Origin of the sequence: Methylobacillus sp. MM3 (assembly GCF_001645185.1) — a bacterium.
GTDB lineage: Bacteria > Pseudomonadota > Gammaproteobacteria > Burkholderiales > Methylophilaceae > MM2.
The window spans coordinates 55,760-78,817 of record NZ_LXTQ01000057.1; the positions used below are offsets into that span (position 1 = coordinate 55,760).

Annotated in this window: 22 protein-coding genes; 16 read left to right on the forward strand and 6 right to left on the reverse strand. The window is 57.5% G+C overall.

Annotated elements, in window-relative coordinates; all coding sequences use genetic code 11:
• Positions 1-12 precede the first annotated feature (12 nt).
• A complete protein-coding gene (locus tag A7976_RS13490) occupies positions 13-1,422 on the reverse strand; it encodes a S41 family peptidase (protein ID WP_067112998.1) in 1,410 nt (469 codons plus the stop codon).
• A gap of 134 nt (positions 1,423-1,556) precedes the next feature.
• On the opposite strand from A7976_RS13490, the gene A7976_RS13495 reads away from it, so the two are divergent.
• From A7976_RS13495 to A7976_RS13510, 4 genes are all read left to right on the forward strand, one after another.
• Positions 1,557-1,832, forward strand: coding sequence for a SelT/SelW/SelH family protein (locus A7976_RS13495; RefSeq protein ID WP_067113000.1), 276 nt, complete (start codon positions 1,557-1,559; stop codon positions 1,830-1,832).
• 108 nt (positions 1,833-1,940) lie between these two features.
• On the forward strand, positions 1,941-4,133 hold the full coding sequence (locus A7976_RS13500; RefSeq protein ID WP_067113002.1) for a TonB-dependent siderophore receptor: 2,193 nt from the start codon (positions 1,941-1,943) through the stop codon (positions 4,131-4,133).
• A 190-nt stretch (positions 4,134-4,323) separates the two neighbouring features.
• A complete protein-coding gene (locus A7976_RS13505) occupies positions 4,324-4,791 on the forward strand; it encodes a bacterioferritin (RefSeq protein ID WP_067113004.1) in 468 nt (155 codons plus the stop codon).
• A gap of 142 nt (positions 4,792-4,933) precedes the next feature.
• Positions 4,934-5,980: a patatin-like phospholipase family protein gene (locus A7976_RS13510; protein ID WP_240483891.1), complete on the forward strand. Its 1,047-nt coding sequence runs from the start codon at positions 4,934-4,936 to the stop codon at positions 5,978-5,980.
• On the opposite strand, the gene A7976_RS13515 is transcribed toward A7976_RS13510, so the two are convergent.
• Positions 5,919-6,389 carry a C40 family peptidase gene (locus A7976_RS13515; RefSeq protein WP_371440625.1) on the reverse strand — a complete coding sequence of 157 codons (471 nt, stop codon included), beginning with the start codon at positions 6,387-6,389 and terminating at the stop codon, positions 5,919-5,921. The genes A7976_RS13510 and A7976_RS13515 overlap by 62 nt on opposite strands.
• 221 nt (positions 6,390-6,610) lie before the next feature.
• On the opposite strand from A7976_RS13515, the gene A7976_RS13520 reads away from it, so the two are divergent.
• Together A7976_RS13520 and A7976_RS13525 are read left to right on the forward strand one after the other, a co-directional pair.
• On the forward strand, positions 6,611-7,273 hold the full coding sequence (locus A7976_RS13520; RefSeq protein WP_067113006.1) for a DUF6781 family protein: 663 nt from the start codon (positions 6,611-6,613) through the stop codon (positions 7,271-7,273).
• A complete protein-coding gene (locus A7976_RS13525) occupies positions 7,270-8,952 on the forward strand; it encodes an AarF/ABC1/UbiB kinase family protein (RefSeq protein ID WP_067113014.1) in 1,683 nt (560 codons plus the stop codon). Before A7976_RS13520 ends, A7976_RS13525 begins: the two co-directional genes overlap by 4 nt.
• Before the next feature lie 2 nt (positions 8,953-8,954).
• Here A7976_RS13525 and A7976_RS13530 read toward each other — a convergent pair whose 3' ends face one another.
• From A7976_RS13530 to fur, 3 genes are read right to left on the reverse strand one after another with little or no spacing between them, the layout of a single operon-like run.
• A complete protein-coding gene (locus tag A7976_RS13530; protein ID WP_256365519.1) occupies positions 8,955-9,350 on the reverse strand; it encodes a diacylglycerol kinase in 396 nt (131 codons plus the stop codon).
• Complete coding sequence (locus A7976_RS13535; protein ID WP_082878159.1) at positions 9,328-9,930, reverse strand: phosphatase PAP2 family protein; 603 nt, start codon at positions 9,928-9,930, stop codon at positions 9,328-9,330. The genes A7976_RS13530 and A7976_RS13535 overlap by 23 nt, the downstream gene beginning before the upstream one ends.
• A 35-nt stretch (positions 9,931-9,965) precedes the next feature.
• Positions 9,966-10,391, reverse strand: a complete 426-nt coding sequence (gene fur / locus A7976_RS13540; protein WP_067113023.1) for a ferric iron uptake transcriptional regulator — start codon at positions 10,389-10,391, stop codon at positions 9,966-9,968.
• Positions 10,392-10,453: 62 nt separating this feature from the next.
• Here fur and bamE point away from each other — a divergent pair, with 62 nt between their 5' ends.
• From bamE to A7976_RS13570, 6 genes are all read left to right on the forward strand, one after another.
• Positions 10,454-11,290, forward strand: a complete 837-nt coding sequence (gene bamE / locus A7976_RS13545; RefSeq protein WP_240483892.1) for an outer membrane protein assembly factor BamE — start codon at positions 10,454-10,456, stop codon at positions 11,288-11,290.
• A gap of 171 nt (positions 11,291-11,461) precedes the next feature.
• Positions 11,462-12,262: a 4-hydroxy-tetrahydrodipicolinate reductase gene (gene dapB, locus A7976_RS13550; protein ID WP_067113027.1), complete on the forward strand. Its 801-nt coding sequence runs from the start codon at positions 11,462-11,464 to the stop codon at positions 12,260-12,262.
• A gap of 136 nt (positions 12,263-12,398) precedes the next feature.
• Entirely contained in the window at positions 12,399-13,535 is a 1,137-nt protein-coding gene (carA, locus tag A7976_RS13555) for a glutamine-hydrolyzing carbamoyl-phosphate synthase small subunit (protein WP_067113029.1), read from the forward strand.
• A 79-nt stretch (positions 13,536-13,614) separates the two neighbouring features.
• Complete coding sequence (gene carB / locus A7976_RS13560; protein ID WP_067113032.1) at positions 13,615-16,821, forward strand: carbamoyl-phosphate synthase large subunit; 3,207 nt, start codon at positions 13,615-13,617, stop codon at positions 16,819-16,821.
• A 75-nt stretch (positions 16,822-16,896) separates the two neighbouring features.
• Complete coding sequence (greA, locus tag A7976_RS13565; protein WP_067113034.1) at positions 16,897-17,373, forward strand: transcription elongation factor GreA; 477 nt, start codon at positions 16,897-16,899, stop codon at positions 17,371-17,373.
• A gap of 4 nt (positions 17,374-17,377) precedes the next feature.
• The gene (locus A7976_RS13570) at positions 17,378-17,836 is read left to right on the forward strand and encodes a DUF4149 domain-containing protein (protein WP_067113036.1); all 459 of its coding nucleotides are present in this window, start codon (positions 17,378-17,380) and stop codon (positions 17,834-17,836) included.
• A gap of 46 nt (positions 17,837-17,882) precedes the next feature.
• Here A7976_RS13570 and yhbY read toward each other — a convergent pair whose 3' ends face one another.
• Positions 17,883-18,179 (reverse strand): ribosome assembly RNA-binding protein YhbY, encoded by a 297-nt coding sequence (gene yhbY / locus A7976_RS13575; protein WP_082878160.1) that lies wholly within the window; start codon positions 18,177-18,179, stop codon positions 17,883-17,885.
• An 18-nt stretch (positions 18,180-18,197) separates the two neighbouring features.
• Here yhbY and A7976_RS13580 point away from each other — a divergent pair, with 18 nt between their 5' ends.
• From A7976_RS13580 to glmM, 4 genes are all read left to right on the forward strand, one after another.
• On the forward strand, positions 18,198-18,815 hold the full coding sequence (locus A7976_RS13580) for an RlmE family RNA methyltransferase (protein WP_067113038.1): 618 nt from the start codon (positions 18,198-18,200) through the stop codon (positions 18,813-18,815).
• Between the two features lie 87 nt (positions 18,816-18,902).
• Positions 18,903-20,795 carry an ATP-dependent zinc metalloprotease FtsH gene (ftsH, locus tag A7976_RS13585; protein ID WP_067113040.1) on the forward strand — a complete coding sequence of 631 codons (1,893 nt, stop codon included), beginning with the start codon at positions 18,903-18,905 and terminating at the stop codon, positions 20,793-20,795.
• A gap of 49 nt (positions 20,796-20,844) precedes the next feature.
• A complete protein-coding gene (gene folP, locus A7976_RS13590) occupies positions 20,845-21,672 on the forward strand; it encodes a dihydropteroate synthase (RefSeq protein WP_067113042.1) in 828 nt (275 codons plus the stop codon).
• Entirely contained in the window at positions 21,669-23,030 is a 1,362-nt protein-coding gene (gene glmM, locus A7976_RS13595; RefSeq protein ID WP_067113044.1) for a phosphoglucosamine mutase, read from the forward strand. Before folP ends, glmM begins: the two co-directional genes overlap by 4 nt.
• Positions 23,031-23,058 lie beyond the last annotated feature (28 nt).

Below are 23,058 nucleotides of genomic sequence, written 5' to 3' on the forward strand. Positions count from 1 at the left end.
ACTCCGTCAGGCTTACTTCTTCTGCAGGATTTGCAGACCCTTCAACAGATTGACCGCCTGTGTAAACTGGAAGTCGTTCTTGGAACCGGGCTCCATAGGCGCAACCTTGTCGTCGGTCTTTTCGGTTCCAGGTACAGCCGGCTCCGGCGTGATGATCTTGCTCGGCTTCTCCGGCGTTAAGGGTGTGCCGTTATCCTTCGGGTTCAGCAGGTGACGGCTGAGGTCGGACTCGCGGATGCTGAGTCCCTGTTCAGCCAGATTCAGCGTTGCTTCTTCTACCTGGATGTCGGGAACGATGCCGGTTGCCTGGATCGAGCGGCCCTTGGGCGTGAAGTAACGCGCTGTAGTCAGCTTGATCGCAGTGCCGTTGTTCATCGGCAGGATGGTTTGCACCGAGCCCTTGCCGAAGCTTTGCGTGCCCAGCACGATGGCCCGCTTGTGATCCTGCAGGGCGCCGGCGACGATTTCGGAAGCCGAAGCCGAGCCGCCATTGATTAGCACTACCATGGGAACGGAGCGCATTTCCGCCGGCAGGTCATGGTTGTAATCATCCTTGGGACCGCCGCGCACGTAGTTTTCAGGGTTCGCGGTCAGGCGCATCTTGGCGTCATCGATGCGGCCTTCGGTATAAACCACAAGCTCGTTCTGCGGCAAAAAGGCTGCGGAAACACCGACTGCGGCATTCAGCAGGCCGCCTGGATTATTGCGCAGGTCGAGGATCAGGCCTTTGAGGTCGCCCTTGTTTTCGGTGTGCATCGCCTTCAGTGCCTTGGCGAGATCGGAGCCGGTGTGCTCCTGGAATTGCGTGATGCGCGCATAGGCATAGCCGGGCTCGGCCAGCTTGTACTTGACGCTCTGCACCTTGATCACGGCGCGGGTCAGCGTGATGATCAGCGGCTTGGTTTCCGTCTTGCGCAGCACCGTCAATGTGATTTGCGTATCGGGCTTGCCGCGCATGCGCTTCACCGCGTCATTCAGCGTCATGCCCTTGACCGGCGTTTCGTCGAGTTTGATGATCAGGTCACCGGATTTCAGGCCGGCCTTATAGGCGGGCGTATCTTCAATCGGGGAAACGACCTTGACGAAGCCGTCTTCCATGCCCACTTCGATACCCAATCCGCCGAACTCACCCTGAGTTCCGGCCTGCAGATCCTTGAATGCATCCACATCAAGATAGGCCGAGTGCGGATCGAGGCCGGACAACATGCCGTTGATCGCCTCGGAAATCAGCTTCTTGTCTTCCACCGGCTCGACGTAATCGCTCTTGATCTTGCCGAACACTTCTGCGAATGCACGCAGGTCTTCCAGCGGAAGTTGCGGTTTCGTTTCCTTGTCCGCAATGGCCGAGTAGCTGAGGAACAACATGGCGCCCAGAACGGTACCGAAGCTGATCAGGCTGAGTTTTTGTAATTTAGCGCGCATTGTGATGAGAATTCCTTGATTGAGGATGACTCTTAAGACAGCATTTTTTTGCGGGGTTCATTTTCCGCTATTTGTGGCAGGCATGCCAAGCGAAAGATTATGATGTTTTTCTTGCCAATCAAGAGGTCTTTCGGATGAATGAGAGCATCGTTGAAATTGAGTATTGCACGCAGTGTCGCTGGTTGTTGCGTGCGGCCTGGATGGCGCAGGAACTCCTGACAACTTTTGAAAGCGAGATAGGTGGAGTTTGCCTCAAGCCGGGTTCGGGCGGTATTTTTGAAGTCAGGCTGGGCGGTGAAATCCTCTTTTCGCGCAAGGCTGCCGGACGGTTCCCCGAGGCCAAGGAATTAAAGCAACTGATACGCGACCGGATTGCACCGGAAAAATCTTTGGGTCATAGCGATCGCTAATATGTCATGAAAAACTAACATTTCTTTACAATTGCGTTGATTCCGGTAATGGGAACCATTATCATTCCTCCTGTTAAATGATAATGGTTATTAATTAAAGGGGTGATCATGAAAAAGCGCATGTTGGCGACTGCATTAAGCGCGGTATTTGGGATAAATGGTATGGCCGTTGCAGAGACGGCTGACACCAGGAAAGAACATGTGACGCTGGACGAGGTTGAGGTCATAGCCCCGGCGATCAGTGATACTCAGCCAGTCAAGGGTTATAACGCAAAGAAGAGTACGACGGCGACCAAGACGGAGACGGAGTTGATCGATGTTCCCCAATCCATATCCGTTGTCACGCAAGAACTGCTTGAAGACCAATCGGTTCAGAGCATGCGCGATGCCGTTCGCTACGTGCCGGGCGTCACTTCTTCGCAAGGCGAGGGCAATCGCGATGCGCTGAATTTTCGTGGCAGCGGTGTGACAACAGGCGACTTTTATCTGGATGGCATCCGCGATGACGTGCAAACCTACCGCGATTTCTACAATGTCGACCGCATCGAAGTTCTGAAAGGCCCGAACGGCATGATTTTTGGACGCGGCGCAGCCGGCGGCGCGATCAACCGCGTCAGCAAGGAAGCGGGCTGGGATCCGGTGCGCGAGCTGACGCTCAGCTCCGGCGCATATGATCACAAACGTGCGGCAATTGATATCGGAGACTCCATCAACGACGTGGCAGCCTTCCGCCTGAACGCTGTCGTCGAAGACTCCGAAAGCTATCGCGACGGCGTCGAGGTCAAACGTCATGGCATCAACCCGACATTCACGATTCGTCCGACTGATCGCACGAAGATCGTACTGGGCGCCGAATACTTCAAGGATGAGCATATCGGCGACCGCGGCATGCCTTCCGTAAATGGCCCGGGCAACTCAAGATTGAAGACCCGCGCTTACGATATTGGCGACCATGAAACGTTCTTCGGCAATGCAAGGCTGAGTCCGAACGAAACGGAAACCGTCGCATTCAATGCAATGATCGAACATGCATTCGAGAATGGACTGACCATTCGCAACCGTACCCGTTATGCCGATTACGATAAGTTCTATCAGAATGTATTCGCAAGAGGTCCGGTACTCAATAATGGAACGGTCGATCTTGGGGCCTATCGCGATGAAACCGACCGCGAAAACCTGATCAACCAGACGGACCTGATCTACAACCTCAAAACCGGCTCGGTCGAACACAAGCTGTTGCTGGGTATGGAGTTGGGCAAGCAGGATACTGATAACATGCGTTTCCTGAAGGCGGGCGGCGGGGAGTCGGTTGGCTTCGTTAATGCAGCTGACCCGACTTTCACAGGCTCGATCGCTTTTACCAATATCAACCGCAATCGAAAGAGCGAAGCGGATATTACGGCGTTCTATGCGCAGGATCAGATCGTGTTTTCTCCGAAGTGGCAGGCAATCATCGGGGTGCGCCACGACAAGTTTGAGGTTGAACATACAAGCTTGCCGGTGACAGGCTCCAATACAACAACAAAGCTTGATGCCACGGACAACATGCTTTCCCCAAGAGCAGGCCTGATTTTTAAGCCAATAAACAACCTATCTTTTTACGGTAGTTACAGCCAAACATATGTGCCAAGAGCCGGTGATCAGCTTGATTCGTTAAATTTTGTGAAAAGCTCGCTTGATCCGGAAAAGTTTATTAATCATGAGCTCGGCGCAAAGTGGGACGTAAGTCCTGAGTTGTCGGTAACGGCTGCAATTTATAAGTTGAAGCGCGAAAAAGCAGAGGTAGTGCTTTCGGCGACTGAATCAACACTTGCAGACAATCAGGAAACCAAAGGTTTCGAACTCGGAGTTTCTGGCAAGATCACCAGTAAATGGAGCATGTTTGGGGGCTATACCTATCAGGATGGAGAAATCACCGAGGATATCCTCGCTTTCAATAGCAATGGAACGCGTAATGCCAGCAATGATATCCACAAGGGAAGCGAGCTTGCTCAAACGCCTGAGCATACATTCTCACTATGGAATCGCTACGACATCAATGAAATGTGGGGCGTCGCATTGGGCGTGATCAGCCGTTCCGAAATGTATGCGGCTGTACCGACGGCGACCCAAAGTACTGTTCTTCCCGGCTATACCCGCTACGACGCCGCTATTTTTGCCAAATTCAGCGAGAAGCTGCGCCTGCAGGTCAATCTGGAGAATCTGACCAACAAGGAATATGTGCTGGACGCGCATAACAATAACAACATCACGCCGGGATCTCCTTTCACCGGCCGCGCAACGTTGATCTATAACTTCTGATTGTAGTTAGCGCGTCTAAATAAAAAGGGCTGACATTGTCAGCCCTTTTTGTTTTTTCGATCGGCGGAGCGGGTGTATGGAATTACAGGTCGGCAGCCCAGCCCATTCGATGTGCCGCACGCATCTACACTTGATGAAATAAAGAATCCGCATAGACTATATTCATGTTCAACAACGTTAGGAGCCTGTCATGGCTAAAAACAAAGGATCGGATTCAAATCCTAAAGTCCTCAAGCTGCTGAACCGCATTCTTGAGCTCGAACTGGCTGGTGTGGTGCGCTATACGCACTATTCGTTGATGGTGTTCGGCTACAACCGCATTCCCATTATCGGCTGGCTGCGTGAGCAGGCGAACGAGTCGCTGCTGCACGCCGGCAAGGCGGGCGAACTGATTACCCATCTGGGCGGACATCCATCGCTTTCCATCGGGCCGCTGCTGGAAACGCACAACCACGACATCGGCGATATCCTGCGTGAGTCGCTGGAGCATGAGAGCATTGCGCTGCAGGCGTACCGCGACCTGCTGGCCGAGGTCGAAGACAAGTCCGTGATGCTGGAAGAATACGCACGCGAAATGATCTATGCCGAAGAATTGCACCAGGGCGAGGTCAATAAAATGCTGCGCAAACCCGGCGATGTGGAAGTCTTCAAGGGATAATTGTGCGAGGGGTGAACATCCAGCCAGGTGAACACGTCGGAAGCCTGAGATAGTAAGTCAGTAGCCATCAGGGCGCATCGGGTGCCAAGCACCATTGCGGGCGCCAGCCACTTAGCCAGCGTTTGCTTGGCCGCCACGGACCATGGTGAACCTGACTATGGAAGTGCCGCTTTTTTATCAATACCAGCGGCGACCATGTTTTTTCATGCTGGAACTTTCCTGCCGCACGATTTATGCTCACGCCCTTATGAATATCAGCCACGTAAAGACAGAATTTCTCCTTGGGCTGCTGGCCCTTGTGCTCGCAGGCTGCGCCGGCCATCCGCCAATGCACGATACGCAGCCGGTGGAAGCCAGGCCTCCGGCAGACGCGATAATCAAAACCGGGCCGCCCAAGGTCGCCCTGGTGCTGGGCGGGGGCGCGGTGCGCGGTTTCGCGCATGTGGGCGTCATCAAGGTACTGGAGGCGCAAGGTATACAGCCGGATTTGGTGGTCGGTACCAGTGCGGGTAGCGTGGTCGGCGTGCTTTATGCCGCGGGATACAGTGGGTTCGAATTGCAGAAGATTGCCTTCAGGCTCGAAGAGGAGAGCGTGGGCGACTGGATGCTGCCGGATCGTGGCTTCATCAAGGGCGAGGCCCTGCAGAAATACATCAACCAGGCCGTCAACAAGCAGCCCATCGAGAAATTGAAAAGGCCGTTCGCGGCGGTTGCCACCGATCTGCAAAGCGGGGAAATGATGGTATTCCAACGCGGCAATGCAGGCATGGCGGTGCGCGCGTCTAGCAGTGTCCCCGGCGTGTTCCAGCCGGTGGCGATCAACGGCCACGATTATGTGGATGGCGGCCTGGTGAGTCCGGTGCCGGTGAATGTGGCGCGCATGCTGGGTGCCGACGTGATTATCGCGGTGGATATTTCAGCCAAACCGCGTTATGCGCGCGTGGAAGGCCTGACGGATATTCTGCTGCAAACTTTCGGCATCATGGGGCAGGCAATCAGCAAGACCGAGCTGGCTGGCGCGGACGTGGTGATACGCCCCAATACGATAGGCTATGGATCAGCGGATTTTGCCCGCAAGCACGAGGCAATACTGGAAGGTGAAAAGGCCGCGCAGGCCGTGGTGCCGTTTATTCGGCAGAAGATTCAGCAGGCTGCTGCTCGGTCGGCGGCAAGCGCCGCGCGCCATTGAAGCGTTTTGCCCAGTAGCTGTCGTTCATGTTGACGACATGAATGCCGCCGCCACTGGAGGGTGCATGAATGAAACGCCCGTCGCCAACGTAGATGCCGACGTGCGAGAAAGCACTTTTCAGCGTATTGAAGAATACGAGGTCGCCCGGCTGCAACTGTTCGACCGGAATGGATTGCCCGAGCTGGCTGATGGCACGCGCGCCATGCGGCAGTGTCAGGTTGGCCGCTTGCTGGAATACATAGCGCACGAAGCCGCTGCAATCGAAACCTGTTTCCGGGGATTTGCCACCGTATTTGTATCTGACACCGGTCAGACTGAGGGCGTTGATCAGAATTTCTTGCGCGGCATCCGCCCATCCGGCTTCGGACTTTTCCGGTTCCTGCATGGCTTCATCTGCGTGGGAGAACATGCACAAACCCGCCAGCCAGATGGCCGCTATGTATTGTTTGCAAGACATAGCGCCGGATTCTAAAAGAAACGCTAAGCTTTTGTAAACCTTTGAGGCGATTTTACAAAAACGGTTTGAGCCATTCGGACTAATGGCTTTCATATTACAATTGGAACAGAAGCGGGGCGGAACAAACGTCGCCGCTCCGGGCTCTATCAACCAACCACAGCGGGAGATTAGCCATGAACGACGAACAACGTTTCTCACTCGATGAAATCAAGGAAAAGGCACGCGACTTGCTGCGCAGCGGCGAGAATGTCCGCGAAAAGCTGCACGACTTGACGGTTGAAGCGCTGACGCAACGCCAGCTTGCGGAGCAGGAAATCCGCGAAGTGCTGGGCGCCATTACCGAAGGGATCAGCCTGGGCGCCACGGAGCGCGCGGAAGAAGTCCGGGCGGCACTCGGCAACGCCCTGGGCGGTATGGACGAGGCGCTGGAGCATGCCGCCGAGGCGATGCGGCTGGCGCTGGGCGAGGTCTCGTCTCACGCTCAGGAATTTGCGGAGCAGGATCTGCGGCAAAGCCTGGGCGATCTGAAAAAACTGGAAGACATGTTCCTGGAAACGGTCAGTCACGTCGCGCAAGAAGCGACAGGGCTGGTTCGGCAGGAAATGACCGCCTTGGCCGAGCATGCGCGCCGTACCGGCACCGGTACCGGCGAACGTGTGCGAGAAGTTGCCGAGGAATTTGGCAGCCGCTTGCGCGCCACGGCGCAACAAGCCAGCGATGCCGGATTGCACGCCGCGCGCGAAATCGGTTCGCGTGTCGCGCTGCTTGCCAGCCGTAAGCTGGCAGAGGCTGCAGAAAAAATCGAACAAAAAGCACAGGCACTGAAGGATAAATGATCCGCGAGACCCTTTCCGTAATGCGTGACTTTGGGCGTATGCGCGACATCGCCCGTATTCTTATTTATTACGGCTGGGGCGATATCGTCAAACGCCTCGGGCTGGGCAATCTAGCCGAGCGTGCGGGCACAATGCTGCATCGGCAGCAATCCGAGGAGATCAAGCATCTCGATCCGGCGGTGCGCGTGCGGCTGGCTATCGAGGAACTTGGGCCGACTTTCGTGAAGCTCGGGCAGGTGCTGGCAACCCGGCCCGATATTTTTCCGCCGCACTGGATTGCCGAATTCGCCAAGCTGCAGGATAGCGTGCCGCCCGAGCCATTCGACGTACTGCTGCCACAGCTTGAAAAATCGCTCGGACGATCGCCGTTTGAGGTCTTCCAGGAATTGCAGACCGAGGCGATTGCCGGTGCATCCATCGCGCAGGTACATCTGGCCAAGCTGCAAGATGGCACGCCGGTCGTACTCAAGATACGCCGCCCCAATGTGCGTAACCGCATCGACGCGGATTTGCGCCTGTTGTCTCATCTGGCACGGCTGGCGGAGTCCGAGATGCCGGAGGTGCGACGTTTCCAGCCTGGCAAGATCGTCGCGCAATTCGCCAAATCCTTGCGCCGCGAACTCGACCTGGCAATAGAAGGGCGCAATACGGATCGGTTTGCCCGGAATTTTGCGGCCGATAAACATATCGTTTTTGCAAAAGTGCATTGGGAACATACCAGCGAAGACCTGCTGGTAATGGAGCGCATCGACGGTATTCCCGGCAACGATCTCGACAGCGCGAGATTATCCGGGTTGGACCTCAAGAAGTTGGGTGCTCGCGGCGCGGATGCGCTGCTCAAGATGGTGCTGATTGACGGTTTTTTTCACGCAGATCCGCATCCTGGCAATGTGTTTTTCCTGCCTGACAACCGCATCGCGCTGATCGATTGCGGCATGGTGGGGCGTATCAGCCTGGATAGGCGCGACCAGATTGCCAATCTGCTTGCGGCCTTGGTCAGCAAGGATATCGACGAACTGCGCGATACTCTTATTATGTGGGCAGGCGATGCGCCGATCGACGACGACAAGCTATCGGCCGATATCGACGAGCTGATCTTCAATTACGAAAGCATTCCGCTCAAGCAGGTGCGCTTCGGTGCGCTGTTGAATGACCTGACCACCGTGATGCGCGAAAATCACCTGGTCGTTCCGCCCGATCTGACGATGCTGTTCAAGGCCTTGATCACATTGGAAGGGCTGGGGCGCCAGCTCGATCCGGATTTTCAGATCGTCCATCATCTGACGCCGTTCGTGAAAAAGGTGATCGTCGACCGCTACCTGCCTGCGCAACTCGTCAAACGCGGCTGGCGCAACATCAACAACTTGCTGGATGTTGCAACGGGCCTGCCGCGCGATATATCCCGGCTACTGCGCGAAGCGCGACGCGGACGCGTGAAAATCGATCTCGACCTCAAGCGTCTGGATCACTTCGGGCATCAACTTGATCACAGTACCAACCGGCTGACGCTGGCTTTGCTGACGGCAGCGCTGATCATCGGCTCCTCTATCGTCATGACTGTCAAAGGCGGACCGACACTGCTGGGACTGCCCGCATTCGGCTTTCTCGGCTACTTCATGGCGTCGCTGTTCGGGGTCTGGCTGATCCTTTCGATCTGGCGGTCCGGGCGCGACAATTAGTTTTAGCTCAAAAGCGGCAGAATTTCCGATAGCTCCACGACCAGCACGGTCAGCCAGACGACAATGCTGATGCCGGCCGCGGCTGCGGCGATATCCTTGATCACCTTGATTTTTTCGTTGTAGCCGCTAACGAGCAGATCGCACAGCGCCTCAATGGCGCTGTTCAGCATTTCGGCTGTCAGCATCAGGCCCGTCGCCAGCAAAATGACCAGGAAGTCGACCCATGCACGGAAGATGAAAGCGATTGCAAGCACCGCCACGGAAATGACGACTTTGTACGCGACGGAAAAATCGAGCAGGATTGCGTATTTCATGCCTGACAAGGCAATTCTTATTTTCCGCAACGGATGGTAACCGTCGCCGGTGCCAAGGAATTTATTTCTCAAAGAGTGCTCCACGCAACTTGTATAGCGTCAGCGTCCATACGGCAGCCGCGAGCATTCCGGCGATAACATCCGTAGGAAAATGAACCTGCAGATACAGGCGCGAAATCGCGATGACGGTCGCCATGACGAACGCTATCGGCCAGTAGCTTTTTTTGCCAAAAATCAAAGCCAGCGCCAGGAAAAAAGCTACCGCCTGCATCGTGTGCAGGCTGGGGTAGGAGGAATCGACGGGAAGGCTGCTCAGCCAGGTATGAACGTCAGGCCGCGGCCGCTCTATCCACCACTTTGCGATTCGTCCCAGCAAGGCGGCGCCGAAGAGCGCGCTGGCCAGGAGGCGGGCCTGGTTTTTTTGCCCGCGGCGCGCAAGCCGGATGCCGATGATAAGCGCGGCCGGGACAAGAACGAAAAGCGACCCCAGCCAAGTGACTGCCAGCATTGCCCGATCGAGGCCGACAGTGCGCGCATCCGACAGCCTTCCCATAAGGCTGGTTTCCCAAGGGATGGGAAGATGGGGCGCTGTGTAGCGAAGCGCCAGCAATATAACTATCGCTGAAGCCAGCAGAGCGCCCCAGCTTTTCGTTCGTGAAACCATGAGGATCGGCGTATCGGCTTGCCGAATGAAATACTTCAGTGCTTATGCGGGCAGGGGTTCTTGGTGCAATCAGCGTAGATATGCAGAGAGTGGTCGTGGATGGCGAATCCGCGCTCCGTCGCAGCTTTTTTCTGGCGGTTCTCGATTTCTTCGTCGTAAAACTCTTCCACGCGTCCGCATTGCAGGCAGACGATATGGTCGTGGTGCCCATCCTGCTTGAGCTCGAATACGGATTTGCCGCCCTCGAAATGGTGGCGCATCAGCAAACCCGCCTGTTCGAACTGGGTCAGCACGCGGTAAACCGTTGCCAGGCCGACATCTTCTCCGCTGGAAAGCAGCATCTTGTAGACGTCTTCCGCCGAGAGGTGGCGTTGCTCGCTGGACTCGAACAGGCTCAATACCTTGAGTCGCGGGAGAGTTGCCTTGAGGCCGGCATTCTTGAGGTCTTGAGGTTCTTTCATGGTGTGTCGGCAAGAAACTGTGTCGTGGTATATTAACGCCATTTCCCGCCAAAGTCATAACGATGCGTAAAGCAATTATTCTGGCGGCGTTTTTTTGCGCCGCCTGCTCCAACTATTCCGCGAATTTGCCTTCCATCAAGCCTTACAAGATGGATATCCAGCAGGGCAACGCCGTGACATCCAAGATGATGATGCAGCTGCGGCCGGGCATGACCAAGTCGCAGGTGCGCTTCGTCATGGGCACTCCGCTGATTGCCGACAGCTTTCATGCCGATCGTTGGGATTACCTCTACCGTATGGCGAAAGGCGGCAAAATCATCGAGCAGCGCCATGTCATTCTCGACTTCGAAAATGACCAGTTGAAACGTGTGCGCGGGGATGTGATCCCGGCGGGCACCGGTGAGGCGGCCGCAAGCGCCGGAGTGGAAGGCGCAAAACCGGCGGTTGCACCCAAACAGAAGGAAAAGGGCTTGATCGACAAGCTCAAGTTCTGGAAAGACGATGAAGAAGCAGTTCCGGCCAAGGTCGAGCCGCAGCCTGCGCGGATAAGCGAGCCCAAACCCGCTCCGGCAAAAGCTCCTGAGCCCCAACCCGCGCGGGAAGAGATCAAGCCGGCAGCCAAGGCCGCGCCTGCGGCTGAACCCGAAGCGGCGCAGCCAGTAGACGAGAACAAGCAGCCGGTGGCGGAGCCAAAGGCGGTCGAGCAATCGCCTCAGGAGCCTGTGAAGCAGTCCGAGCCGGTTTCTAAACCCGTAGAGGCGCAGCCTGCCAAGTCCGAGGCCGCGCAGGTTGAACCTGCCAAGGTTGAGCCCAGGAAAGCGACAATTCCGGCGGATGACTTGCCGCCGGAGGACGACCCCGGCTATTTCGAGCGGATGTTGGAAAAAATTGGTTTTTAATTTTTCAGTGCAGGCTAATGCGCCAAGTCGTGTTAGCCGAAGCTGAAAGATCGGTTTCTGATCGTTGCATGCGGCTTGTGTCCGTTGGCATTCTGTCGCGCTGCCTGGGCTTGAAGATGCGCACCGATTCGTGCTGGTGCGTGCAGATAATTAAATAGAATGGGTTTTCAGATGTTGAATATTGTCATTGCCGGAAGCTCCGGGCGCATGGGTCATGCCTTGCTCGAAGCTACCCTTGGCGACGCCGACCTTCAATTGCATGCCGCCATTGACCGCGAAGGCAGCCCCCAGCTCGGGCGCGATGCAGGCGAACTGTTCGGCGCGGCGTGTGGCGTCAAGGTCAGCGATGATCTCGCGGCCGCGTTGCAGGATGCGCATGTACTGGTGGACTTTACCCGCCCCGAAGCCAGCCTGGCTTATCTTGAGGCGTGCCGCAAGGCGGGTGTCGGAATGGTAATCGGCACCACCGGTTTCAGTCCGGCGCAGAAAGAGCTGATTGCCGCTGCTGCCCGCGAGATCCCGATTGTGTTTGCGCCGAACATGAGTGTGGGCGTCAACCTGCTGATCAATCTGGTGCAGGCTGCCGCCAAGGTGCTTGCTGAAGGTTACGATATCGAAATCATCGAGGCGCATCATCGGCACAAGGTCGATGCGCCTTCCGGAACGGCGCTGCGGCTGGGTGAGGCCGCCGCTGCTGCGCTGGGTCGCGATCTTGACTCGTGTGCGGTATATGGTCGCGAAGGCGTCACTGGCGAGCGTGATCCTTCCACAATAGGTTTCGCGACGGTGCGTGGCGGGGATGTGGTGGGCGATCATACCGTGCTGTTTGCCGGCATCGGTGAGCGCATAGAGCTGACGCACAAGGCTTCCAGCCGGGCGACCTTTGCGCTTGGCGCGCTGCGTGCCGCCAAGTTCCTGGAAGGAAAGCAGTCCGGATTGTTCGACATGCGGGATGTATTAAGTCTCTCCTGACGCCCGGCTGATTGATGCCGGCCAGCCTTTAGGCTATAATCTTAAAAATTCGAAGCGGGGACGGTGTGTAGCCAGCCCCGCTTTGCATATCCGCTATCTCAAGCGACAAACCGCAATAAAGACAAGGGGTTAGACCGTGCCGCAAAATACGCCTGCCATACTCGTACTTGCAGACGGAACCGTGTTTCGTGGCATTGCCATCGGGGCAACGGGCGCGACGGTCGGCGAAGTGGTGTTCAACACTTCGATGACCGGCTACCAGGAAATTCTCACCGATCCATCCTATACCAAGCAGATCGTCACCTTGACGTATCCGCACGTTGGCAATTACGGAATCAATGCCGAGGACGTCGAGTCCAGCAAGATTTACGTCGCGGGGCTCGTGATTCGCGACCTGCCGTTGATGGCCAGTAGTTGGCGCAACCAGGAGCCGCTGGACAGCTATCTCCAGCGCAACAACATCGTTGCCATCGCCGATATCGATACCCGAAAGCTCACGCGGCTCTTGCGAGAAAAGGGTGCGCAGGCAGGCTGTATCATGGCCGGTGATATCGATGAAGCTAAGGCTCTGGAAATGGCGCGTAGCTTCCCCGGCCTGGCTGGCATGGATCTCGCCAAGGTCGTGTCTTCCGACAAGCCTTATCAATGGACCGAGGGCGAGTGGTCTCTCGGCAAGGGATATGAAGCCAATTCTCAACCTAAATACAAGGTTGTGGCTTTCGATTACGGCATCAAGCGCAACATCTTGCGCATGCTGGTCGCGCGCGGTTGCGAAGTAACCGTGCTGCCGGCACAAGCGACCGCCGAAGAAGCGCTGGCGCTCAATCCGGACGGCGTGTTCCTGTCCAACGGCCCGGGCGATCCGGAGCCATGCGATTACGCCATCGAGACGATCGGCAAGATCGTCGACAAGGGCGTCCCAACTTACGGTATCTGTCTCGGCCATCAGTTGCTGGCACTGGCCAGCGGCGCGAAAACGGTCAAGATGAAGTTCGGCCATCATGGCGCGAACCATCCGGTGCAGGATCTCGACGACCAGCGCGTCTTCATCACCAGCCAGAACCACGGTTTTGCGGTCGATCCGGCTTCGTTGCCTGCGAACCTGCGTGCGACCCATGTTTCGCTTTTCGACGGCAGCCTGCAAGGGATTTCCCGCACCGATAAGCCCGCGTTCAGCTTCCAGGGCCATCCAGAGGCAAGTCCCGGCCCGTGCGAAATGAGCTATTTGTTCGACCGTTTCATCCAAATGATGGAGGACAGCCGCAAGTCTTAAGCCAAAGTTGCAAGCTGCCTGAAAAGGCCGCTAGCGACTTTTTGCTCACGACCGGCGGCTGTAACTAGCGACTAAAACCATGCCAAAACGTACAGACATCAAAAGCATACTCATCATCGGCGCCGGCCCCATTGTCATCGGACAGGCCTGCGAGTTCGACTATTCCGGCGCCCAGGCCTGCAAGGCATTGAAGGAAGAAGGTTACCGCGTCATTCTGGTCAACTCCAACCCGGCGACGATCATGACCGACCCGGAGATGGCGGATGCCACGTACATCGAGCCGGTGACCTGGCAGATGGTGGAGAAGATCATCGCCATCGAGCGCCCGGATGCGCTGCTGCCGACCATGGGCGGCCAGACTGCGCTGAATTGCGCGCTCGATCTCGACCGCAACGGGGTGCTGGAAAAATACAACGTCGAGTTGATCGGCGCTACCAAGGAAGCCATCGACAAGGCCGAGGATCGCGAGAAGTTCAAGGTCGCGATGACCAAGATCGGTCTCGGCTCCGCCCGCTCCGCCGTGGCGCACAGCCTGGAAGAAGCGCTGCAAGTGAAGGAAATGATCGGTTATCCAGCCATCATTCGCCCGTCGTTCACGATGGGCGGCTCCGGCGGCGGCATTGCCTACAACCGCGAAGAGTTCCTCGCCATCTGCGAGCGCGGCCTGGAAGCTTCCCCGACCAGCGAGTTGCTGATCGAAGAATCGCTGTTGGGCTGGAAAGAATACGAGATGGAGGTGGTGCGTGACCGCAAGGATAACTGCATCATCATCTGTTCCATCGAAAACCTTGATCCGATGGGCGTGCATACCGGCGATTCCATCACTGTCGCGCCGGCGCAGACGCTGACCGACAAGGAATACCAGATCATGCGCGACGCCTCGCTGGCGGTGCTGCGCGAGATCGGTGTGGATACCGGCGGCTCCAACGTGCAGTTCGCGATCAACCCCGACGACGGCCGCATGATCGTCATCGAAATGAACCCGCGCGTGTCGCGTTCTTCCGCGCTGGCTTCCAAAGCGACCGGTTTCCCGATTGCCAAGGTCGCCGCCAAGCTGGCAGTGGGCTATACGCTGGACGAGCTCAAGAACGACATCACCGGCGGCGCGACCCCGGCCTCGTTCGAGCCGTCCATCGACTATGTCGTAACCAAGATTCCGCGTTTCGCGTTCGAGAAATTCCCGCAGGCCGATTCGCGCCTGACGACCCAGATGAAGTCGGTGGGCGAAGTGATGGCGATTGGCCGTACTTTCCAGGAATCGTTCCAGAAGGCTCTGCGCGGGCTGGAAGTTGGCGTGGACGGGCTGGACGAGAAGACCACCGACCACGACCGCATCGCCACCGAACTGGGCGAAGCCGGCCCGGAACGCATCTGGTACGTGGGCGACGCTTTCCGTGCCGGCATGACTGTCAAGGAAGTGCACGACCACTCCAAGATCGATCCGTGGTTTTTGGTGCAGATCGAGGACCTGATCAAGCGCGAGCAAGCGCTGAAGGGCAAATCCATGGCCGACCTGGACCGCGACGCACTGTTCCAGTTGAAGCGCCGCGGGTTCTCGGACCGCCGTCTTGCCAAGCTGCTGGGCACCGACCAGCACGCGATGCGTGCCTATCGCCATGCGCTCAACGTACGCCCGGTCTACAAGCGCGTCGACACCTGCGCGGCCGAGTTTGCGACCAATACTGCCTACATGTATTCCACGTATGAAGAGGAATGCGAGGCCAATCCGAACAATAAAAAGAAAATCATGGTGCTGGGCGGTGGACCTAACCGCATCGGCCAGGGCATCGAGTTCGACTATTGCTGCGTTCATGCCGCGTTCGCTATGCGTGAAGACGGCTATGAAACTATCATGGTCAACTGCAACCCGGAAACCGTGTCTACCGATTACGACACGTCTGATCGCCTGTTCTTCGAGCCGCTGACGCTGGAAGACGTGCTGGAAATCGTTGCGCTGGAAAAGCCGGAAGGCGTGATCGTGCAGTACGGCGGCCAGACGCCGCTGAAGCTTGCCCGCGATCTTGAAAAGGCTGGCGTACCCATCATCGGCACCAGCCCAGACGCCATCGACCGAGCCGAAGATCGCGAGCGCTTCCAGCAGATGCTGCACGAACTCGGCCTCAAGCAGCCGCCTAACCGTACCGCGCGTACCGAGGAAGAAGCGCTGCGCTGCGCGACTGAGATCGGCTACCCGCTGGTGGTTCGCCCTTCTTACGTGCTCGGCGGCCGTGCGATGGAAATCGTGCAGGAACAAGCCCAGCTCGAACGCTACATGCGCGAGGCGGTTAAGGTCTCCAACGATAGCCCGGTGCTGCTCGACCGCTTTCTCAACGATGCCAAGGAAGTCGACGTTGACGCCTTGTCCGATGGGCAGGAGGTCGTTATCGGCGGCATCATGGAACACGTGGAGCAGGCTGGGGTGCACTCCGGCGACTCGGCCTGTTCGCTACCCCCGTATAGCCTTTCTAAGGAACTGCAGGACGAACTGCGTCGCCAGACCGTGATGATGGCCAAGGCGCTTGGCGTGGTCGGCCTGATGAACGTGCAATTCGCGATTCAGGGCGAAACCGTTTACGTACTGGAAGTCAATCCTCGCGCTTCGCGTACCGTGCCTTTCGTTTCCAAGGCCTGCGGTCTGCAACTGGCCAAGGTTGCCGCGCGCTGCATGGCCGGGCAGTCGCTGGCATCGCAAGGCGTCACCAGGGAAATCGTGCCGCCGTATTATTCAGTGAAGGAAGCGGTATTCCCTTTCATCAAGTTCCCTGGCGTGGATACCATACTCGGACCGGAAATGAAGTCTACCGGTGAAGTGATGGGCGTTGGCCAGACGTTCGCGGAAGCGTTCGTCAAGTCCCAACTGGGCGCCGGAACCAAGCTGCCGGATGGCGGCAAGGCCTTCATCAGCGTGCGCCGCGAAGACCGCGAGAGAATAGTCGAGATCGCGCAGGATCTGGCGGCGCTCGGCTTCCAGCTGGTGGCGACGCGCGGCACGGCTGCGGCGCTGCAAGCGGCAGGCCTCGATGTGACGCCGGTCAACAAGGTGACGGAAGGCCGTCCGCATATCGTGGACATGATCAAGAACGGCGAGATCAGCTTTATCGTCAACGTGGTTGAAGACAAACGCGCGATGCAGGATTCCTATGCGATCCGTCGCAATGCCCTGCAACAGAAAGTGACGTATTACACGACGCTGGCTGGCGCCAAGGCGGCCTGCATCGGCATGGCGCACATGAAGGAGCTGGAAGTGCAATCTCTCCAGGCCTTGCATCGCCAGCTATCTAAGTAATACCATAGTACCGATATCAAAAACCACACCGGCTGTAACCCGGCGTGGTTTTTCATTTTTAGTAAGGAAAACAATATGCAAAAGATTCCATTGACGGTTCGCGGAGCCGAGCTGTTGAAGGCCGAGCTGCTGCACTTGCGCAGCGTGGAGCGTCCCAAGGTGATCGCGGATATCGCCGAGGCACGCTCGCACGGGGACCTCTCCGAAAACGCGGAATACGATGCCGCCAAGGAACGTCAGAGCTTTATCGAGGGCCGCATCGCCGAAGTTGAGGCCAAGCTTTCCCAAGCGCAAGTCATCGATCCCGCCACGCTGGATGCTGACGGACGCTGCGTGTTCGGCGCGACCGTGGAACTGGAGGACCAGGACAACGGGGACAGCGTGACGTACCAGATCGTCGGTGACGATGAGGCCGACATCAAGGCCGGCAAAATTTCCGTGAGCTCCCCGATTGCACGCGCACTGATCGGCAAGTATGCAGGCGATGTGGCCGAAGTGATGGCGCCGGGCGGGATACGCGCCTACGAGGTGCTGGAAGTGCGTTACCTGTAACGTCATGAAGATTTCACTTTCGGATAGCCTGGCGCTGGTCCTGATTACTGCCTGGGTCGGCGGATTGTGGGCGATTGGCTATCTGGCGGCGCCCGCGTTGTTCTACACCTTGGGTGAAAACCGCCAACTGGCCGGTAACCTGGCCGGCACGATGTTTACCTGGGTTGCTTATCTCGGCCTGTTCAGCGGTATTTATCTGCTGGCGCATCGCGTGGCGCGTTACGGTCTTAACGCATTCAAGCAAGCGTTTTTTTGGACAGCGCTCGTGATGTTATTGCTGGCGCTGTTCGGGCATTTCGGCGTTCAGCCGATGATCGCTCAATTGAAGGCGCAAGCCATGCCGGCCGATGTCATGCACAGTGTGTTTCGCGATCGTTTCGCGACCTGGCACGGCGTGGCCAGCATTGCTTATCTGGTCGAAAGCCTGCTGGGACTGGTGCTGGTGTTCAAGGCGCGTAGCTGAGACGCAGGGATGAGTATTTGAATGCAGGCGGAAACGCCTGCATTGTTTATTTAGGCAACAGGATTTTCGGTGTTTCGGCAGGACGGTAGATGACCAGTTGCTTGCCGATGTGATGAATGGGCGCCGCGTCCAGTTTCGCGCAAATCTCTTCCAGCATCTGTATGCGTTGTTCCCGATCATCACCGAAGACCTTGATTTTGATCAACTCATGCGCTTTCAGGCTGATGTCGATTTCGCGTAATACCTGTTCGGTAAGACCGTTGTTGCCTATCATCACAACAGGGTTGAGATTGTGGCCAAGCCCACGCAAGTGGCTGGTTTGTTTGGAATTCAATTTAATCATAGGTCTCGATTTTAGCAGATGAAGCGTACCCGGACCAGCAAAGCCTGGATGCAGGAGCATGTCAGCGACGAATTCGTGAAGCGTGCCCAACGTGAAGGCTTCAGAGCCCGCGCGGCTTACAAGCTGATGGAGATCGATGACAAGGATCATCTGATCAAGCCCGGCATGGTCGTGGTCGATCTGGGGTCCGCCCCCGGCAGCTGGTCACAGGTGGCGATGCAGCGCCTGCAGGGCAAGGGGCAGGTGTTTGCGCTTGATATTCTCGAAATGCAGCCTGTACCCGGCGTTGAATTCCTGCAAGGCGATTTTCGCGAAGACAGTGTGCTCGCGCAACTCGAAAACAAACTGGAAGGCCGGCAGGTAGACCTTGTAATTTCCGATATGGCCCCCAATATAAGTGGCATCAACGTCACCGATCAGGCCCGGGTGGCACACCTCGCGGAACTTGCACTGGAGTTCGCCAGGGATTGGCTGAAACCGGGTGGCAATTTGCTGGTCAAAGTTTTCGCAGGAAGCGGTTTTGACGACAACCTGAAGGCGATGCGAGAGATTTTTGAACAGGTTGTGACTCGAAAACCCAAGGCATCGCGCGATCGCAGCAGTGAAATTTTCCTGCTTGGCCTAAAAAAACGTTGAGATTGTTTCAAAGTGTAATTTTTGAAACGGCTTCTCAATTCAGTTTAGAATGAAATCTGCTTTTCCCATATATCAAGGAACGGGACATTGAACAATATCGTGAAGAACATCGCCATCTGGCTGATCGTGGCTCTGGTGTTGATGACGGTTTTCAACCAGTTCGGCATCAAGAAGGCCGATGAGACACAGGTCGTCTATTCGCAGTTCATCGATGAGGTGAAGCAGGGGCGGATCGCCAAGGTGACAATAGACGGACGCGTGCTGCGCGGCGTAACCGAGGATGGCAAGCGGTTCAACACCTATGCGCCTTCCGACCCCTGGCTGGTCTCCGATTTGCTGAAGAACAACGTGGTCGTCGAAGCCAAGCCGGATGAAGAGCCGTCGCTGCTGATGAACATTTTCGTGTCCTGGTTCCCGATGCTGCTGCTGATCGCGGTGTGGGTGTTCTTCATGCGGCAGATGCAAGGCGGCGGGCGCGGCGGCGCGTTCTCGTTCGGCAAGAGCCGTGCGCGCATGCTCGATGAAAACAGCAATCAGGTGACTTTTGCCGATGTGGCCGGTTGCGATGAAGCCAAGGAAGAGGTCGGCGAACTCGTCGAATTCCTGCGTGACCCGTCCAAGTTCCAGAAGCTGGGCGGTCGTATTCCGCGCGGCGTGCTGATGGTGGGTAATCCGGGTACCGGTAAAACCTTGCTGGCTCGCGCGATTGCGGGCGAAGCCAAGGTGCCATTTTTCAGCATTTCCGGCTCCGACTTCGTTGAAATGTTCGTCGGCGTCGGTGCTGCTCGTGTGCGCGACATGTTCGAGCAAGCCAAAAAAAGCGCCCCTTGCATCATCTTCATCGATGAAATCGATGCGGTCGGCCGCCAGCGCGGCGCCGGCCTCGGCGGCGGCAACGACGAGCGCGAACAGACGCTGAATCAACTGCTGGTCGAGATGGATGGTTTTGAAGGTACGGTAGGTGTGATCGTCATCGCCGCGACCAACCGTCCGGACGTGCTTGATCCGGCGCTGCTGCGTCCCGGCCGTTTCGACCGTCAGGTGGTGGTGCCGCTGCCGGATATCCGCGGCCGCGAACAGATTCTCATGGTGCATATGCGCAAGGTGCCTATTGCACCTGACGTCAAGGCCGACATCATTGCGCGCGGTACGCCCGGTTTCTCCGGCGCCGATCTTGCCAATCTGGTCAACGAGGCTGCCTTGTTCGCCGCGCGCGGCAACAAGCGCCTGGTGGACATGGAAGATTTCGAGCGCGCCAAGGACAAGATCATGATGGGCGCCGAGCGCCGCAGCATGGTGATGAGCGAGGACGAAAAGCGCAATACCGCCTATCACGAGTCCGGCCATGCGGTGGTCGCCAAGCTGCTGCCCAAGTCCGACCCGGTGCACAAGGTCACTATCATCCCGCGCGGTCGCGCACTGGGTGTGACCATGCAGTTGCCGGAAGAAGACCGCTACGCCTATGACCGCGAGTTCCTCATGAATCGCATTGCGATCATGTTCGGCGGCCGTATCGCCGAAGAGATTTTCATGAACCAGATGACTACCGGCGCCAGCAACGATTTCGAACGTGCCACGCAACTCGCGCGCGACATGGTGACGCGCTACGGCATGTCCGATGCGCTCGGCCCGATGGTCTACGGTGAAAACGAAGGCGAAGTATTCCTCGGCCGTTCGGTGACGACGCACAAGAACATGTCGGAAGAAACCATGCGCCAGGTGGACGGCGAAATCCGCCGTATCATCGACCAGCAATATGGCTTGGCGCGCAAGCTGCTCGAGGATAACCGCGACAAGGTGGAGGCAATGACCGCCGCGCTGCTGGAGTGGGAAACCATCGATGCCGAACAGATCGATGACATCATGGCTGGCCGCTCTCCGCGTCCGCCCAAGCCGAGCCAGAGTTCGCCGACTACGCCTCGCGATAGCGGCGGTCCTTCGGCGGCTGCGCCAACGGCTCGGCCGGCTCAGGAAGCCTGATCTTTCAACTTGAATGCAGGCGTGGGTAATCCCCACGCCTTTTTTATTGATGAAACTGACTTGCGGAAAATTTGAGCTCGACCTCACGCAGCCTCGCGTGATGGGCATCGTCAACGTGACGCCGGACTCATTCTCGGACGGCGGCAAGTTTGCTGTGGCAGAGTTGGCCGTCGCACATGGCATGGAACTGGTTGGCCACGGCGCGGACATTCTCGATATTGGCGGGGAATCCACGCGCCCCGGTGCAATACCCGTGCCGCTGGACGAGGAGCTGCGCCGCGTGATTCCGGTGATCGAGGCCCTGGCTGCCAAGACGTGCGTGCCTATCTCCATCGACACCTACAAGCCGGAAGTGATGAAAGCGGCGATTGGGGCGGGTGCCTCCATCGTCAATGACGTTTTCGCCTTGCAGCAGCCGGGTGCGTTGGAGGTGGTTGCCGCAAGCAATGCCGGCGTCTGCCTGATGCATAGCCAGGGTACGCCGCAGACCATGCAGCTCGACCCACAATATCAGGACGTGGTGCGCGAAGTGCATGATTTTCTGCGCGACCGGATGGCGGCTTGCGAAGCGCATGGCATCGGCCGCGAGCGCATCGTGCTCGACCCGGGTTTCGGTTTCGGCAAGCGCAGCATGCACAATGTTGCATTGTTGCGGGATTTGAAAACCCTGCGCGAGCTGGGTCAGCCGCTCCTGGTCGGCCTGTCGCGCAAGTCGGTGCTGGGGCAACTGACCGGCAACGATGTGGACGCACGCCTGCATGCCAGTTTGGCCGCTGCGGTGATCTCGGCAATGAAAGGCGCTAGAATCGTGCGTGTCCATGACGTCAAGGCGACCGTGGACGCGCTTCGAATTGTTACAGCAGTGGAAGGTTTATGAGCAGAAAATATTTTGGTACCGACGGCATACGCGGCAGGGTTGGCGATGCTCCGATCACGCCCGATTTCGTGATGCGTCTGGGCTATGCCGCCGGTCGCGTTTTGACCGGCATCGACAGCCATCTGGCGGCGGGTGCGCATCCGTCGGTATTGATCGGCAAGGACACCCGTATTTCCGGTTACATGCTGGAATCCGCATTGCAGGCGGGGCTTTCCGCTGCCGGCGTGGATGTCTTGCTGACCGGCCCGATGCCGACGCCTGCCGTGGCTCATCTCACGCGCGCGCTGCGCGCACAGGCGGGGATCGTCATTTCGGCTTCGCATAATCCTTTTGAGGATAACGGCATAAAATTTTTCTCGGCCGACGGTAGCAAATTGCCCGATGCCATCGAACATGCCATCGAGGCTGAGCTGGAAAAACCAATGCAGGTGATGCCCTCCGACAAGCTGGGCAAGGCGCGCCGCATCAACGACGCGGCCGGCCGGTACGTCGAATTCTGTAAAAGTACTTTCCCGCACATGCTTGATCTGCGCGGGCTCAAGATCGTGCTGGATTGCGCGCATGGTGCGACCTATCACGTCGCGCCGGACGTATTCCACGAACTGGGTGCGGAGGTCATTTCCATCGGCAACCATCCGGACGGCGTGAACATCAATGACGGCTGCGGCTCCACGCACCCGCATGCGCTGAGCGACAAGGTGCTGCGCCATGGTGCCGATCTCGGAATTGCCTTCGACGGCGACGGCGATCGGGTGATCATGGTTGACGCGGCGGGCCATCTGCTCGATGGCGATCAATTGCTGTATATCATTGCCGCGTACCGCAAGCAGGCCGGTACGCTCGGCGGCGGCGTGGTGGGTACGCTGATGAGCAATCTCGGTTTCGAGCACGCGCTGGCGAGGCTGGATATCCCTTTCGCCCGCGCCAAGGTCGGTGACCGCTACGTGCTGGAGCTGATGAACGAAAAAGGCTGGCTGCTCGGCGGCGAGAATTCCGGCCACATCCTGTGTCTCGACAAGCACAGCAGCGGCGATGGCATCATTTCCGCGCTGCAAGTGCTGCATGCCGTGCGGGAAAGCGGAATACCCCTGCATGAGCTGGCTGCCGGACTGACGCTTTATCCTCAAGTGCTGGTCAATGTCGTGGTGCGTCAACGTATCGATCTGGATGGAAATGCCGATATTCAACAGGCCGTCATGGCTGCGGAAAGCGAACTGAATGGCTGCGGCCGTGTGTTGCTGCGACCTTCCGGTACCGAGCCCAAGGTGCGGGTGATGGTGGAGGGGCAGCAGCGCGAGCAGGTCGAGGCCCTGGCGCAGCGGATCGCCGATGCTGTTCGTAGTGCTGCCTTGCTGTAACAAGGCTTTCTTCTAAGCGACATCAATT

Coding starts and splice junctions, on each gene's coding strand:
- A7976_RS13490 (WP_067112998.1), bottom strand. CDS start 1,422: ATGCGCGCTAAATTACAAAAACTCAGCCTGATCAGCTTCGGTACCGTT.
- A7976_RS13495 (WP_067113000.1), top strand. CDS start 1,557: ATGAATGAGAGCATCGTTGAAATTGAGTATTGCACGCAGTGTCGCTGG.
- A7976_RS13500 (WP_067113002.1), top strand. CDS start 1,941: ATGAAAAAGCGCATGTTGGCGACTGCATTAAGCGCGGTATTTGGGATA.
- A7976_RS13505 (WP_067113004.1), top strand. CDS start 4,324: ATGGCTAAAAACAAAGGATCGGATTCAAATCCTAAAGTCCTCAAGCTG.
- A7976_RS13510 (WP_240483891.1), top strand. CDS start 4,934: ATGGTGAACCTGACTATGGAAGTGCCGCTTTTTTATCAATACCAGCGG.
- A7976_RS13515 (WP_371440625.1), bottom strand. CDS start 6,389: ATGTTCTCCCACGCAGATGAAGCCATGCAGGAACCGGAAAAGTCCGAA.
- A7976_RS13520 (WP_067113006.1), top strand. CDS start 6,611: ATGAACGACGAACAACGTTTCTCACTCGATGAAATCAAGGAAAAGGCA.
- A7976_RS13525 (WP_067113014.1), top strand. CDS start 7,270: ATGATCCGCGAGACCCTTTCCGTAATGCGTGACTTTGGGCGTATGCGC.
- A7976_RS13535 (WP_082878159.1), bottom strand. CDS start 9,930: ATGGTTTCACGAACGAAAAGCTGGGGCGCTCTGCTGGCTTCAGCGATA.
- fur (WP_067113023.1), bottom strand. CDS start 10,391: ATGAAAGAACCTCAAGACCTCAAGAATGCCGGCCTCAAGGCAACTCTC.
- bamE (WP_240483892.1), top strand. CDS start 10,454: ATGCGTAAAGCAATTATTCTGGCGGCGTTTTTTTGCGCCGCCTGCTCC.
- dapB (WP_067113027.1), top strand. CDS start 11,462: ATGTTGAATATTGTCATTGCCGGAAGCTCCGGGCGCATGGGTCATGCC.
- carB (WP_067113032.1), top strand. CDS start 13,615: ATGCCAAAACGTACAGACATCAAAAGCATACTCATCATCGGCGCCGGC.
- greA (WP_067113034.1), top strand. CDS start 16,897: ATGCAAAAGATTCCATTGACGGTTCGCGGAGCCGAGCTGTTGAAGGCC.
- A7976_RS13570 (WP_067113036.1), top strand. CDS start 17,378: ATGAAGATTTCACTTTCGGATAGCCTGGCGCTGGTCCTGATTACTGCC.
- yhbY (WP_082878160.1), bottom strand. CDS start 18,179: ATGATTAAATTGAATTCCAAACAAACCAGCCACTTGCGTGGGCTTGGC.
- A7976_RS13580 (WP_067113038.1), top strand. CDS start 18,198: ATGAAGCGTACCCGGACCAGCAAAGCCTGGATGCAGGAGCATGTCAGC.
- folP (WP_067113042.1), top strand. CDS start 20,845: ATGAAACTGACTTGCGGAAAATTTGAGCTCGACCTCACGCAGCCTCGC.
- glmM (WP_067113044.1), top strand. CDS start 21,669: ATGAGCAGAAAATATTTTGGTACCGACGGCATACGCGGCAGGGTTGGC.